This window comes from Pseudonocardia benzenivorans CB1190 (assembly GCF_000196675.2).
Taxonomy (GTDB): domain Bacteria; phylum Actinomycetota; class Actinomycetes; order Mycobacteriales; family Pseudonocardiaceae; genus Pseudonocardia; species Pseudonocardia benzenivorans.
Genome location: NC_015312.1, coordinates 4,511,548 through 4,527,489 on the forward strand (window position 1 = coordinate 4,511,548; position 15,942 = coordinate 4,527,489).

Genomic DNA, 15,942 nt, shown 5'->3' on the forward strand with positions numbered 1-15,942 from the left:
GTCGGTGGCGCGATACCTGGTGCGACGACGTCCTGGCGGCGGTTCGTCTATTGTTCCTCTGAGCGGAATGAGGTGCAGGTGCCCGAGGCGACCGGCGGCACGAGCTCGAGCGAGCGCGTCGCCGACATCCTCCTGCTCTTCTCCGACGGGCCGCGGACGATCGGGGTCACCCGGGCGGCGCGCGAGCTCGGTCTGTCCAAGGCGGTCGTCCACCGCATCCTGCAGTCCCTCACCGGCCGCGGCCTGGTCGCCTACGACGCCGCGAGCCGCGAGTACGGGCTCGGCCCCGCCGCGGCGTCCCTCGGCAGCCGGGCGTTGCGGGACTCGGACCTGCGCGCGGTCGCACTGCCCCATCTCGTCGACCTCCGGGACCGCCTGCACGAGACGGCGACCGTGAGCGCGAAGGTGCCGGGCGGCCGGCTCTTCCTCGACCAGGTGGTCGGGGCGCACGAGATCACGATGTCGGTCGAGGTCGGTCGCCGGCTCCCGCTGCACGCCGGCGCGGTCGGCAAGTGCATCCTCGCGTTCTCGACCCCGGACGAGATCGACCTCGCCCTGTCCCGCGACCTGCGCGCGGTGACGCAGGCGACGGTCGTCGACCCGGACCGGCTGCGCGCCGAGCTCGCCCGCATCCGCGCGGACGGCCACGCGGCGTCGGTGGGCGAACGCGAGGCCGGCGCCGCCTCGGTCGCCGCACCCGTCCTCGGCCGGGCCGACGTGGCCGTCGGCGCGGTCTCGGTGTGCGGCCCCCGCTTCCGCCTCACCGACGAGCGGATCGCCGCCGTCGTACCCGACGTGGTCGCCGCGGCGACCCTGGTGACCGATGCGCTCGCCGGGCGGGCCACCCCCGGTGGTCCGCGCCGACCGGCGGGCCCCGACTCCGCGACGGGGCGTTCGCCCCTCGACCGGGACGGGCAGTCGCTCACCTTCTGACGACGCTCGGGGTCCGTATCACCCCGATCGACCGTTCCGATCCCGATGCCGGTCGAGCGCCCGCACACGCAGGAGCGCCCCAACCCTGCGGGCCCGCACATGGCTCCCGTCGTCGTTCCAGTTGAAATCGATTCAGTACCTCGAAACACGACCATAACGAACTGGCCGTTGACTCTGACGGAACGCCCCTCTACGTTCCTCTCATCGGAATGCCGTACGGCTCACCGGAACAGGGAGAACGAGTGGACGCGGTCAAGGCGGTGCTCTCGCCCGTGACGATCGGTGGCGTCCCGCTGCGCAACCGCGTGGTCGTCCCCGGGCACACCACCAACTTCGGGCACGCGAACCTGCCCACCCGCCGCCACGTCGACTACCACCGCGAGCGGGCGCGCGGCGGAGTCGGGCTGATCGTCACCGAGGCGGTGCGCGTGCACCCGACGAGCGCGGGGCGCCACATCAGCCTCGGCAGCTTCGACGACTCGTCGATCCCCGCCTTCGCCGAGGTCGCGCAGGCCGTCCAGGCCGAGGGCGCGAAGATCTTCGCGCAGATCATGCACGCGGGCCGGCAGGCCAACGGCGACGCGACGCGCACCGTCGCCTGGTCGGCCTCACCGCTGCGCTGGACCTCCGGCGCCCAGGTGCCGCGGGCGATGGGCCGCCGCGACCTCGACACCGTCGTCGACGCCTTCGGCGCCGCCGCCACCCGGATGACCCGAGCCGGGCTCGACGGCCTCGAGGTCCACCTCGGCCACGGCCATCTGCTGCAGCAGTTCCTCTCCCCCGTCACCAACCAGCGCGACGACGAGTACGGCGGCTCGCTGGGCAACCGGATGCGGCTGAGCCGCCGGGTCCTCGAGACCGTCCGGAGCGCGACCGACCTGCCCGTCGGCATCCGGATCAGCGCCGACGAGTTCCTGCCCGGCGGCCTCGACGTCGCCCAGATGATCGAGATCGTGGGGCTGCTGCGCGAGGAGTTCCCGCTCGCCTACGTGCACGTCAGCCACTCCGCCTACCACGGGAGCTGGTCGCTCTCGACGCAGATGGCGGACATGAGCTTCGGGCACGCGCCGTTCCGGCACCACGCCGCCGCGTTCCGGCGCGCACTGCCGGGCCTGCCCGTCATCGCGGTGTGCCGGCTGGACACGCTGCCCGAGGCGGCCGAGCTGGTCGCCGACGGCGACGCCGACCTCGTCGCGCTCGCCCGGCCGCACATCGCCGACCCGCACCTGGTCCGCAAGGTCGCGGAGGGTCGCCCGGACGAGATCCGCAACTGCCTGGCGTGCAACCAGGGCTGCATCGCGCGCGTCGAGCAGAGCCTGCCGATCTCGTGCGTCGTCAATCCCGAGGTCGGTGCCGAGGGCGAGTGGGCAGCACACCGGGAGCGCGCCGCGACCGCGCCGGCACGGCGGGTGCTCGTCGTCGGCGGCGGGCCCGCGGGCCTGGAGGCGGCGCTGTCCGCCCGCCGGGCCGGCCACACCGTCCGGCTCGTCGAGGCCGCCGACCGGCTCGGCGGGCAGCTGCGCACCGCGGCGCGGGTCGGGGGCCGCGAGCGGCTCGTGCTGCTGGTCGACGACCTCGAGCGCGCCGTGCGCGACGCGGGCACCGAGGTCGTCACCGGTCACCGGGTCACCCCGGCCGAGGTGCTCGACGGCGGCTGGGACGACGTCGTCGTCGCGACCGGGTCGCGCCCTGCGCGCCGTGAGCTGCCGGGAGGTCCGCGCGTCGTCGACACCTGGACCGCGGTCGAGCTCGTCGAGGCCGAGGAGGCGCCGACCGGCGCGGTCCTCGTGCTCGACGACGACGGCGGCTGGCCCGCCGCCTCGCTCGCCGAGCGCTTCGCCCGCCGCGGCGCCGAGGTCCATCTCGTCTCGCCGTCGGCGCCGCTGAGCCCGAAGATCACGACCTACTCGAAGCTGGCGCTGGTCCCGCGGCTGTCCGACCTCGGGGTGCACGTCCACCTGATGTGCACGCCGGAGGCGGCGGGTCCGGACGCGGTCGACCTCGTCGAGGTCGTCGGCGGGACCCGCGCCCGCGTGGAGGGCGTCACGCTCGTCGTCGACGCCGGGTCCGGCTCGGCCGACGACGAGCTGCACCGCGCGCTGGACGCGCTCGTCGGCAACGGGCCGGGTCCGCGCCTGCACCTCGCCGGGGACGCCAACTCCCCGCGGACCGCGCTCGAGGCCGTCTACGAGGGCAGGCTCGCCGGCGCGGTGCACACCACCGTGCACGACCCGGCACCGTTCCTGCTCGCGCTGACCCGCTGAACCCGCACGCGAACCGATCGACATCTGCATACCGAACCGCCGCGCCGGCACCCGCCGGCCCGGATGATCCGCCGGCCCCGCCGGCACGACGATCTGCCGGCACCGCCGGCCGAACCCGGAGGTCATTCGTGCTCGACATCGAGGAACGGTTGACGCTCGACGAGCGCTCTTCCGTGGACTTCGTGCTCAGCCTGCGCAAACGCTGGTCGGACACGATCTATCCCGCCCTCGTGGAGGAGTTCGTCGCGACCGGCGCCGACCCGGCGACCGCCGGCGACGCCGACACCGCGCTGCACGATCTGCCGCTGTATCCGTGGTTCAGCCACCTCGAACGGGTACAGCAGAAGATGCTGTGGAAAATCGCGGGCGACGCCGTCATCGCACGGCGCGAGGAGCTGCTCGGCCAGCTCGAGCAGGCCCCCGCGGGACCCGAGGGCAGCCTCCGGCTCGACCCCGACCTCGTCCTGCCGGACTGGTACACCGACTACGACATCCACGTCCAGCCGGGCGGCGTCTTCTCCGACGACCTGTCGGCCTACGTCTACGAGTTCGGCGCGCGCATCGTCATGCTGCGCGACAACGACGGCTACAAGTTCCACCAGCTCTTCGTGACCACCGCGCTGCCCGAGCTCCCCGAGGCGACCCGCGTCGTCGACCTCGGCTGCGGGTTCGGGAAGAGCACCCGGCCGCTGAAGCTGCGCTACCCGACGGCCGAGGTCATCGGCATCGACCTCGCCGCTCCGAACCTGCGGCTCGCCCACGCCGAGAGTGCCGACGCCGGCATCGAGGTCAGCTACCGGCAGGCCGACGCCCGCAGCACCGGCCTGGACGCCGACAGCTGCGACGTCGTCACCGGGACGATGCTGCTGCACGAGATGCCCGCGAGCGTCATCGAGGAGACGATCGCCGAGGCCGCACGCATCGTGAAGCCGGGTGGGACCGTCGCGTTCCTCGAGTTCCAGCCCACCGGCGAGGCCCTGCGCGACGTCACCGTCGTCGAGCACGCCGAGCGCAACAACGAGCCGTTCTTCCACGACCTGTTCGGCAGCGACCTGGTCGCCCTCTGCGCGAGGTACGGCCTCACCGACGCCCGCTGGACGCCGTTCGACGAGCGCCTGGAGGGTATGCGCCCGCAGGGCTGGGGCCACCGTCCCGAGTGGCACTTCCCCTGGGCCGTGCTGACCGCGACCCGCCCCGCCGAGGAGAACTGATGGCAGACGAGTTCGACTACCTGGGCGACCGCCGGATCTCCAAGCTGCTGGACCTGGTCCTGCAGCTGGCCACGGAGGTCCACGTCGGACGCCAGCGCACCCGCGCGCTGGAGCAGCTGCTCGTGCGCTCCGGTACCCTGACCGCCGGCGAGCTGGACGGCTTCCGCGCCACCGCCGACGAGGCCGACACGCTCGACCGCGAGCGTGACGCCTACACCCGCCGGCTCGTCCGGATCATCACCGAGTCCGGACCGGCCGAGCACCCGCTGCGCGAGCAGTGGGAGGACGCCCTCGCCACGAAGGCCGGCTGATGCCGGCCGTGACCGCCGTCGAGCGGGTCGACACGTACCTGACGCTGTGCGAGCAGCGCCGTCTCGACGAGGCGGCCGCCCACCTCGCACCCGGCGCCCGGCTCGTCTTCCCCGGCGGGGTGGTGTTCACCGACCTGCCGTCGATGGTGGCCGCGGCGAAGGGTCGTTACCTGCAGGTGGGCAAGCCCGAACGGCGCTACCTCGCCGGTTCGGACGGCTCGGGGGCCACCACCGTCACCTGCCTGGGCACCTTGTCCGGGCGGTGGCTCGACGGCACGTCCTTCTCCGGGATCCGTTTCGTCGACGTGTTCGTGTTCGACGGCGACCGCATCGCCGAGCAGCACGTGTTCAACGACCTCTCGATCGCCGCGACGGCCGCGGCGACCCCCCTCCACCTGGAGTCCACCTCATGAAGACCGGACGAAAGCTGCTCGGCGCGCTCGCCGCCGGCAGCATCCTGCTGCTGTCCGCCTGTGGCAGCGGCGGCGACAGTGGCAACAGCAACAGCAGCGGCAGCGGCGGCGGCGAACCCACCAAGCTCACGATGGCCATCGCGTCGGCCGTCATCGGACCCAAGGAGGAGGTGGCCGTCTACGCCGTCGCGCAGAAGATGGGCTACTTCTCCGAGGAGGGCCTGACCGTCGACACGATCAACGCCGACGGCTCCGTCGCCGCCGTGCAGGCCGTCGCCTCCGGCAGCGGCAGCATCACCGCCTCCGACACGGGCTCGCTGCTCGCCGCCGCGCAGAAGAACGTCCCGATCACGACCATCGGCGGTCTCGTCCAGAACTGGCCGTGGGTCATCGCGACCAAGACCGACTCGCCCGTCAAGAGCGGCGCCGATCTCAAGGGCAAGAAGATCGGCGTGATCAGCCTGGCCTCGGGCTCGGCGCCCTACGCCCGGGCGTACGTCAAGGCCGCCGGCCTCGACCCGCAGACCGACGTCGAGCTCGTCCCGGTGGGTGTCGGCGCCCAGGCCGCGGCCGCGCTCAACGGCGGCCAGGTCGACGCCCTCGCGCTCTACACCCAGGCCTACACCGTCATCGAGCTGGCGGGCACGAAGCTCGCCTACCTGGACAACCCGGACGTCTTCCAGGGCATCCGCTCGCTGAGCTGGGCCGTCGCGTCGAAGAACTTCAAGGACAGCCCCGAGACCTACGGCAAGTTCCTGCGTGCGGCGTACAAGGCGATGCTGTTCTCCGCCTCGAACCCCGAGGCCGCCATGCGCATCGGCTACCAGGTGTTCCCGCAGATCCTCGGCGGCGCCGACCCGTCGACGCGGCTGGCCAACGACACCGAGACGCTGAAGACCTGGATCAAGACCGCCACCCCGGCCACCGGCGAGCCGTCCTCGTGGAAGGACTGGGGCGCGATCAGCGACGCCGAGTGGGCGAAGACCCAGGACTACACCCAGCAGGCCGGCCAGATCACCGGGCCGGTCGAGCTCGACAAGATCTGGGACCCCTCGCAGCTGCAGACCGCCAACCAGTTCGACTCCGCCGCGGTCATCAAGCAGGCCGCCGACTACCAGCCCTGACCGACGCACACATCCGACGGGCCGATCCCCGACATGGAGGACACGCCGTGAGCCTGCGCGCACCCGGCCGGCAGACCAGCCCGGCCACCGCGGCCGAGACCGACACCGACGCGTGGATCCGCGTGGCGGGTCTCGACAAGACGTACAAGGCACGCCGTTCCGAACCGACCGTTGCACTCCAGGGAATCGACCTGTCGGTGCGCCGCGGGGAGTTCGTCTCGGTGGTCGGCCCGTCGGGCTGTGGCAAGACGACCATGCTCAAGATCCTCGCCGGCCTCGTCTCCCGCACCGCGGGGGACGTGCAGATCGCCGGCAACGACGTGAACGGGCCGCTCCCGGAGATCGGGATGGTCTTCCAGGCGGCGACCCTGCTGCCGTGGCGGACCGTGCGGCAGAACGTCCTGGTCCCGGTCGAGGTCCAGGGCCTGGACAAGGAGAAGTACGGCGCGCGGGCCGACGAACTGCTGGAGATGGTGGGGCTCGGCGAGTTCGCCGACAGCTACCCCTACGAGCTCTCCGGCGGCATGCAGCAGCGCGCCGGCATCTGCCGGGCGCTGGTGCACGACCCCGCGGTGCTGCTCATGGACGAGCCGTTCGGCGCGCTCGACGCCATGACCCGCGAGTACATGAACGTCGAGCTCCTGCGGATCTGGCAGCAGAGCGGCAAGACCGTCGTGCTGGTCACCCACTCCATCCCGGAGGCGGTGTTCCTGTCCGACCGGGTCGTCGTGCTCAGCGCGCGCCCCGGCCGGATCGCCGAGATCGTCGACGTCGAGCTCGACCGGCCGCGTGACCTCTCGGTCATGGCCAGCGACCGGGCCGGTGTGTACGTCGAGCGGATCCGCCGCCACTTCAACGCGACCAGCGTCATCGACTGAGCCCGGCGCGGCTTGGAAAGGAGGGACCACATGACCACCGCGACCCCTGCCGGGAGCACCGTCTCCGACCCGCCGGGCCAGTCTCCGAAGGGGAGCGCCGCCGTGGAGCGCAAGTCCCGGTTCGACGTCCGGGAGCGGCCCGAGCTGCTGCTCGTGCCTGCCGTGTTCGTCGTCCTGATCCTCGTGTGGCAGTTCCTCATCCCGCTGTTCGTCGACGACTACGTGCTCCCGGTGCCCTCGAGCATCGTGGACTCGCTGATCCAGCAGCTCACCGACCCGCTGTTCTGGGGGCACCTGGAGGTGACGCTGCGCGAGTCGCTGATCGGCTTCCTCATCGGCGTCGGGTCGGCGATCCTCCTCGGCACCGCGATCTCGCAGGTCAGGCTCGTCGAGAAGACGTTGATGCCCTACGTCGTCGCGTTCCAGACGGTGCCGAAGGTGGCACTCGCCCCGCTGTTCGTCGTGTGGTTCGGCTTCGGCCTGACCAGCAAGATCGTCATGGCCGCGGTGATCTCGTTCTTCCCGATGCTGATCAACGTGATCGAGGGGCTGCGGGCCGCCGACGCCGACCGGATCCAGATGCTGACCGTGTTCGGCGCCAGCAAGCTGCAGATCTTCCGGATGGTGCGGCTGCCCAGCGCGATGCCGTTCATCTTCGCCGGTCTCGACATCGGCATCGTGTTCGCGATCCTCGGCGCCGTCGTCGGCGAGTTCATCGGCGCCAAGGAGGGCCTGGGCTACCTCCTCCTGCAGACCAACTACAACTTCGACATCGCGGGCATGTTCGCCGTGCTCGTCGTGCTCTCGGTGCTGGGCCTGCTCGCCCATTTCCTGATCCGGTTCGCCCAGCGCAAGATCGCGTTCTGGGCCGAGGAGAGCCGGGTGATCGCCGCATGACCAGGCAGGACCCGAACTCGTTCGCAGGGCGCGTCGCGCTCGTCACCGGCGCGGCCCGCGGCATCGGGCAGACGATCGCCGAGACGCTCGCCGAGCGCGGCGCGACCGTCGCGAGCGCCGACGTGCTCCCCGCCGGGGAGTGGACCAACACGCTCGGCGAGCCGCACTCGCGGCACACCCTCGACGTGCGGTCGCAGGAGTCGGCCGACACGGTCGTCGCCGAGGTCCTCGCGCGGCACGGCCGGCTCGACCACGTCGTCAACGGCGCGGGCATCGTGCGTCGCGGCCCGGCGGCGACGATGACGGCCGAGTCCGTCACCGAGGTCCTCGACGTCAACCTGACCGGCACGTTCCGCGTCTGCCGGGCCGCCCGCGCGGCGCTGGCGGAGACGTCCGGCTCGATCGTCAACATCGGCTCGACCAACGGCCACATCGCCGTGCTGAACACCCTGGGCTACTGCGTCAGCAAGGCCGGTGTCATGCACATGGCCCGGGTGCTCGCACTGGAGTGGGCGCCCGACGGCATCCGCGTCAACGCCGTCGGACCGACGATCGTGCCGACCGACATGACCGCCGACCTCCGGGTCGACGACGCCTACATGACGGAGAAGATGGCCACGATCCCGTTGGGCCGCATGGCCGGAACCCAGGACGTGGCCGACACGGTGGCCTATCTGCTCAGCCCCGCGGCGGGCATGGTCACCGGCCAGACGATCTTCGTCGACGGCGGCGTGACCATCCACTGACACCACCCCGCCCTTCCCCGACACCCCTTTCCCGGAGGACCCCGTGGGCGACGCGCCCGGAAGCACCCAGCTGAGCACGGCCCCCGCACCGACCCGTGCCGACATCGACGCCGCGCTCGCCGCCGTCGACGCGCACTTCGACGAGTTCGTCGCCGAGCTGCAGGAGCTGTGCCGGTTCCGCAGCCGCCGCCAGGAGCCCGAGCAGATGAAGGCGACCGCCGAGTGGCTCGCGGAGTCCGCGCGACGCCACGGCGCGACGGCCGACGTCATCCCGTGGGAGCACTCGCACCCGTACGTGCTCGCCGAGGTGCCCGGCGGGCCCAAGCGGCTGCTGCACTTCACCCACTACGACGTCGAGGTGGAGCCCGCGGGTGACGACTCCGAGTGGGTCAGCGGGCCCTACGAGGCGGCGATCCGCGACGGCGCGCTCTACGCCCGTGGCGTCGCCGACGACAAGGGCGTCATCATGTCCCGGCTGCACGCCGTCGCCGCGTGGCGGCTCGCGGGCCTCACCCCGCCGGTGACCAGCGTGTTCATCATGGAGGGCAAGCAGATGCTGCACTCCCCCGGACTCGGCTCGTTCACCGCCGCGCACGCCGAGCGGGTCGCGTCCGACGCGGCGCTGTGGGAGAACTCGTGGCGCGACAGCACGGGCCGCCCGCTGCTCAAGCTCGCCGAGAAGGGCGTGCTCTACCTGCGCCTCAAGGTCCGCACCCTGCCCCGCGACCTGACGAGCCAGAACACGGCGCTGCTCGCGTCGGCCACGACCCGGCTCGTCGGCGCGCTCGCCGGGATGGTCTCCCCGGACGGCACCGTCGGGGTCCCCGGCTTCGCCGACGGCGCCCGGCCGCCGACCGAGGACGAGCTCGCGCTGCTGGCCGACGTCGAGTTCGACGGTGACTTCCTGCGCCGCCGCGCCGAGGTCGACGGGTTCATCGGTGGTGTCGACGACCGGGAGGCGGCCGTCGCGATCCGCACCCGGCCGACGATGACGATCGCGAGCCTCACCGGCGGCGACGACCGCGACGACGTCACCCTCGGCATCCCCGCCGAGGCGTCGGCCAAGGTCGAGATCCGGCTCGTCGCCGGGCAGGACCCCCAGCAGGTACTCGACGCGATCCGCGCCCACCTGGACCGGACCGGCTTCGCCGACGTCGAGATCGACGTCATGGCCACCAGCCGGCCCAGCCTGACCGACCACCGCGACCCGTTCGTCGCGCTCGTCGCCGACGCCGCCCGGCGCACCTACGGCGCCGAGCCGGTCATCGAGCCCTACACGCAGTGGATCGGCAACCAGGGCGTGCTCGCCGACCGGCCGATCGTCGGCGTCGGCGTGTCGCGCGCCGACTCCGGCGTCGACGGCCCGAACGAGCAGATCCTGCTCGAGGACTACCGGGCCGGGATCAAGCACGTCATCGAGATCATGGCCGCGATGGCTGCGAGCACGGAGGAGCCGGCGTGAGGAGCATGGGGGGCCGCGCCGCCCGCGGGTACGTCGACCTGCCGTGGGGTCAGGTGCACTACCGCCACGGCGGCGACCCGGACGCGCCGACGGTGCTGGTGCTGCACCAGTCGCCGCTGTCGTCGGCCACGTACGAGGCCGTCGTCGAGCCGCTGGCCCGGCGCGGGCTGCGCGTCGTCGCGCCCGACACACCCGGCTTCGGCATGTCCGACCCGACGCCCACGACGTGGTCGATCCCGGAGTACGCCGAGGCGGCCTGGGCGTTCGCCGACGCCGTCGGCCTCGGCCGGGTGCACCTGCTCGGCCAGCACACCGGCGCCGTGATCGCCGCGGAGGCGGCGTTCCAGCAGCCCGAGCGGGTCGACGGCGTCGTGCTGCAGGGTCTGCCGCTCTACGACGACGCCGAGCGCATCGAGAAGAAGACGGTCTACGCCCCGCCCTACGAGCCGGCCGAGGACGGCAGCCACCTGCGGGTCATCCGCGACCGTGTGAAGGGCCTCTACCCGCGGCTGGGCGTCGCGGAGACCGACCGGCAGGTCATCGAGTACCTGCAGACCGGCCCCGACTACGCGACGGCCTACCGCGCCGTGTTCGACCACGTCGTCGACACCGACCGGCTCGACACCTTCCCGGTCCTGCTGCTGCACGGCGCCGACGACCTCGTCGACCGGATGACGTCCCGGGTCACCGCGGCGCTGCCGCACGCGCGGCTCGTCACGATCCCGGGCGGGACCGACTTCGTCGCCGACGAGCAGCCCGAGGCGTTCGCCGACGCGCTCGCCCGCTACGTCCTGCGCGAGCCCGCGCACGCCGGCGGTGCCCGATGAGCGCGGGGACCGGCCCGGGGACCGCGCTCCACACCGCGGAGGTCGCCGCGACCGGCGGCCGCGACGGGCACGCCCGCTCGACGTCGGGCTCGCTGGACCTCGACCTGGCCCGGCCCGCCACCCGCGGGACCGGCAAGGGCACCGACCCGGAGGAGCTGTTCGCCGCCGGGTACGCGGCCTGCTTCCTGAGCTCGCTGCACGGCGCCGCCCGCGCCGCCCGCGTCGCCGTCGGCGACCCGACCGTGACCGCCGCCGTCTCCCTGCACGCGGGCGACGACGGCCGGTACTCGATCAGCGCCGCGCTCACCGTCGACGCACCCGACTGCCCGCAGGCCACACTCGACGAGCTGGTCGAGCGGGCCCACCAGGTCTGCCCGTACTCCAACGCGCTGCGGTCCGGTGCCCCGGTCACGCTCGACGCCAGGGGGCGGCCGTGACCGGCACCGACAGGGGGGACATGCACGTGCTGCCGACGGGTCTCGACGTCACCGAATCCGATGCCGCGGTGCCGGACACCGCGTCGCGCTCGGGCCTGGCCCGGGCACTCGGCGTGATCGGCACGCTCGCCGAGCGGGCGCCCGAGGCGATGGGGGTCTCGGCGATCGCGCGCGAGCTGGGGCTGTCCAAGACGGTCGCGCACCGCATCCTCAAGGAGCTCGCGTCGCTGGAGTTCCTCGCGTTCGACGAGGTGACCAAGCGCTACCGGCTGGGTACGGGCGCGCTGCAGGTCGGGATGGCCGCGCTGCGCGGTCTCGACGTGCCGCGGGTGGCCCGTCCGCACCTGCAGCGGCTGGTCCAGGAGACCGGCGAGACGGCCACGCTGTCGGCCCGCCAGGGCGCGGCGCGCGTCTACATCGACCAGGTGCTGTCGCCGCACGAGATCCGGATGTCGGTCGCGCTGGGCACCGCCCACGCGCTGCACGCGGGCTCGTCGTCGAAGGCGATCCTCGCGGCGCTCTCGGACACCGAGGTCGAGGAGTACCTGGAGTCGCACGCGCTCGCCGCCGTCACCGACCACACGATCACCTCCGCGGAGCGGCTGCGCGCCGAGCTCGCGTCGATCCGCGAGCGCGGCTACGCGGGCAGCCGCGGCGAGCGCCAGCACGGCGCGGGCAGCGTCGCCGCAGCGGTGCTGCTCGCCGACGGCGGCGTGTTCGGCGCGGTGTCGCTGTGCGGGCCGGTCGACCGGTTCGGTGCCGACGTGCAGGCCGAGTACGGCGCCCGCGTCGTCGCGGCCGCGCACAAGATCAGCCTCGAGCTCGGGTGGCAGCCCGACGGGGTGGTGGATGCCCTATGACCGAGAACCCTGTGCACGACGGCCCTGTGAACGACGGCCCTGCCTCTGTGGGGACGGCCGCCGGCCCGCTCGCCGGGATCCGCGTGATCGACGCCTCGACGATCCTCGCCGGGCCGCTGTGCTGCCAGATCCTCGGCGACTACGGCGCCGACGTCGTCAAGATCGAGCACCCCGTCGCGGGCGACAGCATGCGCGGGCACGGCCGGTCCAAGGACGGCGTCCCGCTGTGGTGGAAGGAGATCTCGCGCAACAAGCGCACGATCGGGCTGAGCCTGTCCGATCCTGCCGGTGCCGCGGTCTTCAAGGAGCTCGCGGCCACCGCCGACGTCGTCGTCGAGAACTTCCGGCCCGGCACGTTCGAGCGCTGGGGCCTCGGCCCGGACGTGCTGCACGAGCTCAACCCCGGCCTGATCCTGGTGCGCGTCACCGGGTTCGGGCAGACCGGGCCGTACGCGGCGCGGGCCGGCTTCGGGACCCTCGCCGAGGCGATGAGCGGGTTCGCCCACCTCACCGGGCAGCCCGACGGGCCGCCCACGCTGCCGGCGTTCGGGCTGGCCGACAGCATCGCCGGGATCGCGGCGTCGTCGGCGGTGGCGATGGCGCTGTTCGCGCGCGACAACGCGCCCGGCGACGAGCGCGGCCGCGGCCAGGTGATCGACATGAGCCTGCTGGAGCCGATCCTCGCCGCGGTCGGTCCGGGCCCGACGGTCTTCGACCAGCTCGGCGAGATCGGCACCCGCAACGGCAACCGGTCGTCGAACAACGCCCCGCGCAACACCTACCGCACGAAGGACGACCGCTGGGTCGCGGTCTCGACGAGCGCGCAGAGGGTCGCCGAACGCGTCATGGAGCTCGTCGGGCACCCCGAGGTGATCGCCGAACCCTGGTTCGCGACGGGTGCCCAGCGTGCCGAGCACGCCGACCTGCTCGACCGCTACGTCGGCGACTGGATCGCCGCACGCACCCGCGACGAGGTCGCCGAGGCGTTCGCCGCGGCCGGCGCCGCGGTCGCCCCGATCTACGACGCGAGCGACATCGTCTCCGACCCGCACGTGCGGGCCACGGAGATGATCACGAAGGTCGAGGATCCCGACCTCGGGCCGATGGCCATGCACAACGTGATGTGGCGGATGTCGAGGACCCCGGGGTCGATCCGGTTCACCGGGCGCCCACCGGGTGCCGACACCGACGAACTGCTCGTCGGCGAGCTGGGCATGGACCCGGACGCCGTCGCCGAGCTGCGGGAGCGCGGCGTCGTCAACTGACGCCGCCTCCGCGAGACGGAGAGGACGCATGACCCCCACGACGACCGAGCGGGCCGACCCGCTCCTGGCCGCCCTCGCCGGCGGCGTGACGGTCCACGACCTGGGCCGCCCGCTGAGCATCGGTATGCCGCAGTCGCCCAACCACCCGCCCTACTGGCACACCCTCCCCCGCCGCCACGGCGACCGGGTGCGGTCCGACGGGGCGTCGGCGGCCAACGACATGATCACGATGGGCACGCACGTCGGCACCCACATCGACGCGCTGTCGCACGTCTCCCAGGACGGCAGGCTGCACGACGGGTCCGACGCGCACGAGGCGGGCGTCGGCGGCCGGTACGCCGCGCTCGGCGCGCACACGATCGCACCGATCGTCCGGCGCGGGATCCTCCTCGACGTCCCCGCGACGCTCGGCCTACCGCACTGCGCCGACGGGTACGAGATCACCCGCGACGACCTCGACGCGACCGTCGAGCGGCAGGGCACCGTCCCGGCCGAGGGCGACGTCGTGCTGGTCCGCAGCGGCTGGGGACGGCACTTCGACGATCCCGACCCGCGCACGTACGTGGGGCACGACTCCGGGGTCCCGGGGGTCTCCGAGGCCGGCGCGCAGTGGCTCGCCGAGCGTCGGGTGCACGCCGCCGGCGCCGACACCATCGCGTTCGAGCGCCTCGCCCCCGGCGCCGGGCACGCCGTGCTGCCGGCCCACCGGGTGCTGCTGGTCGAGGCGGGCATCTACATCATCGAGGCCATGGCGCTCGACGACCTCGCCGCCGCGGGGGTCCACGAGTTCCTGTTCGTGCTGAGCCCGCTCGCCCTCTTCGGCGCGACCGGGTCGCCCGTCCGGCCGTTGGCGGTGGTCGGCGGTGGCTGAGCGCACCCTCGCCGAGCACCTCGCGGCGTTCGCCGCGAAGTCCACGCAGAGCCAGCTGCCCGGCGACGTCGCCGCGAGCGTGGGCCGCCGCGTCCTCGACGTCCTCGGGCTCTGCGTCGCCGCGCTCGACCTGCCGACGAGCCGCGCCGCCCTGGACCACGTCGCGGAGCAGGGCGGCGCCCCGCAGGCGCACGCCGTCGGGCTGCCCACCGCGGTGCCCGCGGCGTGGGCGGCCTTCGCCAACGGCGTGACCGCGCACTCGCTGGACTACGACGACACGCACCTCCCGTCCGTGCTGCACCCCAGCGCCGCGGTCGTCCCCGCCGCGCTCGCCGCCGCGGAGTACGCCGGCGCGTCGGGCGCACGAACGGTGGAGGCGATCGCCGTCGGGCTGGAGATCACCGTCCGGCTCGGCATGGCGGGCTACGACGAGCGGCTCGGCAACTCGGTGTTCTTCGAGCACGGCCAGCACGCGACGTCGATCTGCGGCGCGATGGGCGGTGCGGCCGCGGCCGCGCTGCTGCTGGACCTCGGCGAGGACGGGGTGCGCGACGCGCTCGGCATCACCGCGTCGATGGCGGCCGGGGTCATCGAGGCCAACCGCACGGGCGGCACGGTGAAGCGGGTCCACTGCGGCTGGGCCGCGCACTCGGCCGTCACGGCCGCGCAACTGGTGCGCCGCGGGTTCACCGGCCCGCCGACGGTCCTGGAGGGCCGCTTCGGGTTCTTCGAGGCGTTCCTGCGCGGCGAGGCCGACCCGGCCGCGATCACCGACGGCCTCGGCGACGAGTGGGCGGTGCCCGGGATCTTCTTCAAGCCCTACCCCGCCAACCACTTCACCCACACCGCGGTGGACGCCGCGGCCCGGCTGCGGGAGCGCGGGGTGCGGCCGCAGGACGTCACGTCGGCGACGCTCGGCGTGCCCGGCGCGGTGATCCGCACCATCGGTGAGCCCATCGAGACCAAGCGCGCGCCGGTCACCGGCTACCAGGCGCAGTTCTCCGGTCCGTACGCCGTGGCCGTCGGCCTGTTCGGCGGCGGCGGCCTCGGCGCCGCCCTCGCCGACTACACCGACGCGCTGGCCGCCGACCCCGACCGGCGCGCGCTGATGGCCAAGGTCGACGTCGTCGCCGACGCCCGCTGCGACGCCGTGTTCCCGCACCAGTTCCCGGCGGTCCTGCGCGTCACCACCGCCGACGGGCGGGAGTGGACCGAGGAGGTCCTCACCAACCGCGGCGGCCCCGACCGGCCGCTGACCGACGCCGAGCACGCCCGCAAGTTCCGCGACAACCTCGCGGTGACGCTCCCGGCCGACGTCGCCGGCGCCGTCGCCGACGAGGTCACCGACACCGTGCTGGGCCTGGCCGCCTCCGACGACCCCGCGGTCGTCGGCCGCCTGCTGGCCCGGCTCACCCCGACCTTCTCCGACACCGAGGAGTAGCA

16 protein-coding genes are annotated in these 15,942 nt (G+C 73.2%); all 16 read left to right on the top strand.

Features of this window, described 5'->3' with window-relative positions; genetic code table 11:
• Positions 1 to 78 precede the first annotated feature (78 nt).
• Entirely contained in the window at positions 79 to 933 is an 855-nt protein-coding gene (locus PSED_RS21030; RefSeq protein WP_013676263.1) for an IclR family transcriptional regulator, read from the top strand.
• Between the two features lie 242 nt (positions 934 to 1,175).
• Positions 1,176 to 3,197 (top strand): oxidoreductase, encoded by a 2,022-nt coding sequence (locus PSED_RS21035; RefSeq protein WP_013676264.1) that lies wholly within the window; start codon positions 1,176 to 1,178, stop codon positions 3,195 to 3,197.
• A 128-nt stretch (positions 3,198 to 3,325) separates the two neighbouring features.
• On the top strand, positions 3,326 to 4,408 hold the full coding sequence (locus PSED_RS21040) for a class I SAM-dependent methyltransferase (protein ID WP_013676265.1): 1,083 nt from the start codon (positions 3,326 to 3,328) through the stop codon (positions 4,406 to 4,408).
• The gene (locus PSED_RS21045) at positions 4,408 to 4,719 is read left to right on the top strand and encodes a hypothetical protein (protein WP_013676266.1); all 312 of its coding nucleotides are present in this window, start codon (positions 4,408 to 4,410) and stop codon (positions 4,717 to 4,719) included. The genes PSED_RS21040 and PSED_RS21045 overlap by 1 nt, the downstream gene beginning before the upstream one ends.
• Entirely contained in the window at positions 4,719 to 5,132 is a 414-nt protein-coding gene (locus PSED_RS21050) for a nuclear transport factor 2-like protein (RefSeq protein WP_013676267.1), read from the top strand. Before PSED_RS21045 ends, PSED_RS21050 begins: the two co-directional genes overlap by 1 nt.
• Positions 5,129 to 6,256 (top strand): ABC transporter substrate-binding protein, encoded by a 1,128-nt coding sequence (locus tag PSED_RS21055; protein WP_013676268.1) that lies wholly within the window; start codon positions 5,129 to 5,131, stop codon positions 6,254 to 6,256. The genes PSED_RS21050 and PSED_RS21055 overlap by 4 nt, the downstream gene beginning before the upstream one ends.
• Before the next feature lie 47 nt (positions 6,257 to 6,303).
• Positions 6,304 to 7,134 (top strand): ABC transporter ATP-binding protein, encoded by an 831-nt coding sequence (locus tag PSED_RS21060; RefSeq protein WP_013676269.1) that lies wholly within the window; start codon positions 6,304 to 6,306, stop codon positions 7,132 to 7,134.
• A gap of 30 nt (positions 7,135 to 7,164) precedes the next feature.
• Complete coding sequence (locus PSED_RS21065) at positions 7,165 to 8,031, top strand: ABC transporter permease (RefSeq protein ID WP_013676270.1); 867 nt, start codon at positions 7,165 to 7,167, stop codon at positions 8,029 to 8,031.
• The gene (locus tag PSED_RS21070; protein ID WP_013676271.1) at positions 8,028 to 8,777 is read left to right on the top strand and encodes an SDR family NAD(P)-dependent oxidoreductase; all 750 of its coding nucleotides are present in this window, start codon (positions 8,028 to 8,030) and stop codon (positions 8,775 to 8,777) included. Before PSED_RS21065 ends, PSED_RS21070 begins: the two co-directional genes overlap by 4 nt.
• Positions 8,778 to 8,820: 43 nt before the next feature.
• Positions 8,821 to 10,239: a M20/M25/M40 family metallo-hydrolase gene (locus PSED_RS21075; protein ID WP_013676272.1), complete on the top strand. Its 1,419-nt coding sequence runs from the start codon at positions 8,821 to 8,823 to the stop codon at positions 10,237 to 10,239.
• Between the two features lie 5 nt (positions 10,240 to 10,244).
• Positions 10,245 to 11,066 (top strand): alpha/beta fold hydrolase, encoded by an 822-nt coding sequence (locus tag PSED_RS21080; protein ID WP_041759927.1) that lies wholly within the window; start codon positions 10,245 to 10,247, stop codon positions 11,064 to 11,066.
• A complete protein-coding gene (locus PSED_RS21085; RefSeq protein WP_013676274.1) occupies positions 11,063 to 11,503 on the top strand; it encodes an Ohr family peroxiredoxin in 441 nt (146 codons plus the stop codon). Before PSED_RS21080 ends, PSED_RS21085 begins: the two co-directional genes overlap by 4 nt.
• Entirely contained in the window at positions 11,500 to 12,363 is an 864-nt protein-coding gene (locus PSED_RS21090; protein ID WP_013676275.1) for an IclR family transcriptional regulator, read from the top strand. Before PSED_RS21085 ends, PSED_RS21090 begins: the two co-directional genes overlap by 4 nt.
• Positions 12,360 to 13,628 carry a CaiB/BaiF CoA transferase family protein gene (locus tag PSED_RS21095; protein WP_013676276.1) on the top strand — a complete coding sequence of 423 codons (1,269 nt, stop codon included), beginning with the start codon at positions 12,360 to 12,362 and terminating at the stop codon, positions 13,626 to 13,628. Before PSED_RS21090 ends, PSED_RS21095 begins: the two co-directional genes overlap by 4 nt.
• Before the next feature lie 28 nt (positions 13,629 to 13,656).
• On the top strand, positions 13,657 to 14,499 hold the full coding sequence (locus tag PSED_RS21100) for a cyclase family protein (RefSeq protein WP_013676277.1): 843 nt from the start codon (positions 13,657 to 13,659) through the stop codon (positions 14,497 to 14,499).
• Positions 14,492 to 15,940: an MmgE/PrpD family protein gene (locus tag PSED_RS21105; RefSeq protein ID WP_013676278.1), complete on the top strand. Its 1,449-nt coding sequence runs from the start codon at positions 14,492 to 14,494 to the stop codon at positions 15,938 to 15,940. The genes PSED_RS21100 and PSED_RS21105 overlap by 8 nt, the downstream gene beginning before the upstream one ends.
• Positions 15,941 to 15,942: the final 2 nt, after the last annotated feature.

Coding starts and splice junctions, on each gene's coding strand:
- PSED_RS21045 (WP_013676266.1), top strand. CDS start 4,408: ATGGCAGACGAGTTCGACTACCTGGGCGACCGCCGGATCTCCAAGCTG.
- PSED_RS21050 (WP_013676267.1), top strand. CDS start 4,719: ATGCCGGCCGTGACCGCCGTCGAGCGGGTCGACACGTACCTGACGCTG.
- PSED_RS21055 (WP_013676268.1), top strand. CDS start 5,129: ATGAAGACCGGACGAAAGCTGCTCGGCGCGCTCGCCGCCGGCAGCATC.
- PSED_RS21065 (WP_013676270.1), top strand. CDS start 7,165: ATGACCACCGCGACCCCTGCCGGGAGCACCGTCTCCGACCCGCCGGGC.
- PSED_RS21070 (WP_013676271.1), top strand. CDS start 8,028: ATGACCAGGCAGGACCCGAACTCGTTCGCAGGGCGCGTCGCGCTCGTC.
- PSED_RS21080 (WP_041759927.1), top strand. CDS start 10,245: ATGGGGGGCCGCGCCGCCCGCGGGTACGTCGACCTGCCGTGGGGTCAG.
- PSED_RS21085 (WP_013676274.1), top strand. CDS start 11,063: ATGAGCGCGGGGACCGGCCCGGGGACCGCGCTCCACACCGCGGAGGTC.
- PSED_RS21095 (WP_013676276.1), top strand. CDS start 12,360: ATGACCGAGAACCCTGTGCACGACGGCCCTGTGAACGACGGCCCTGCC.
- PSED_RS21100 (WP_013676277.1), top strand. CDS start 13,657: ATGACCCCCACGACGACCGAGCGGGCCGACCCGCTCCTGGCCGCCCTC.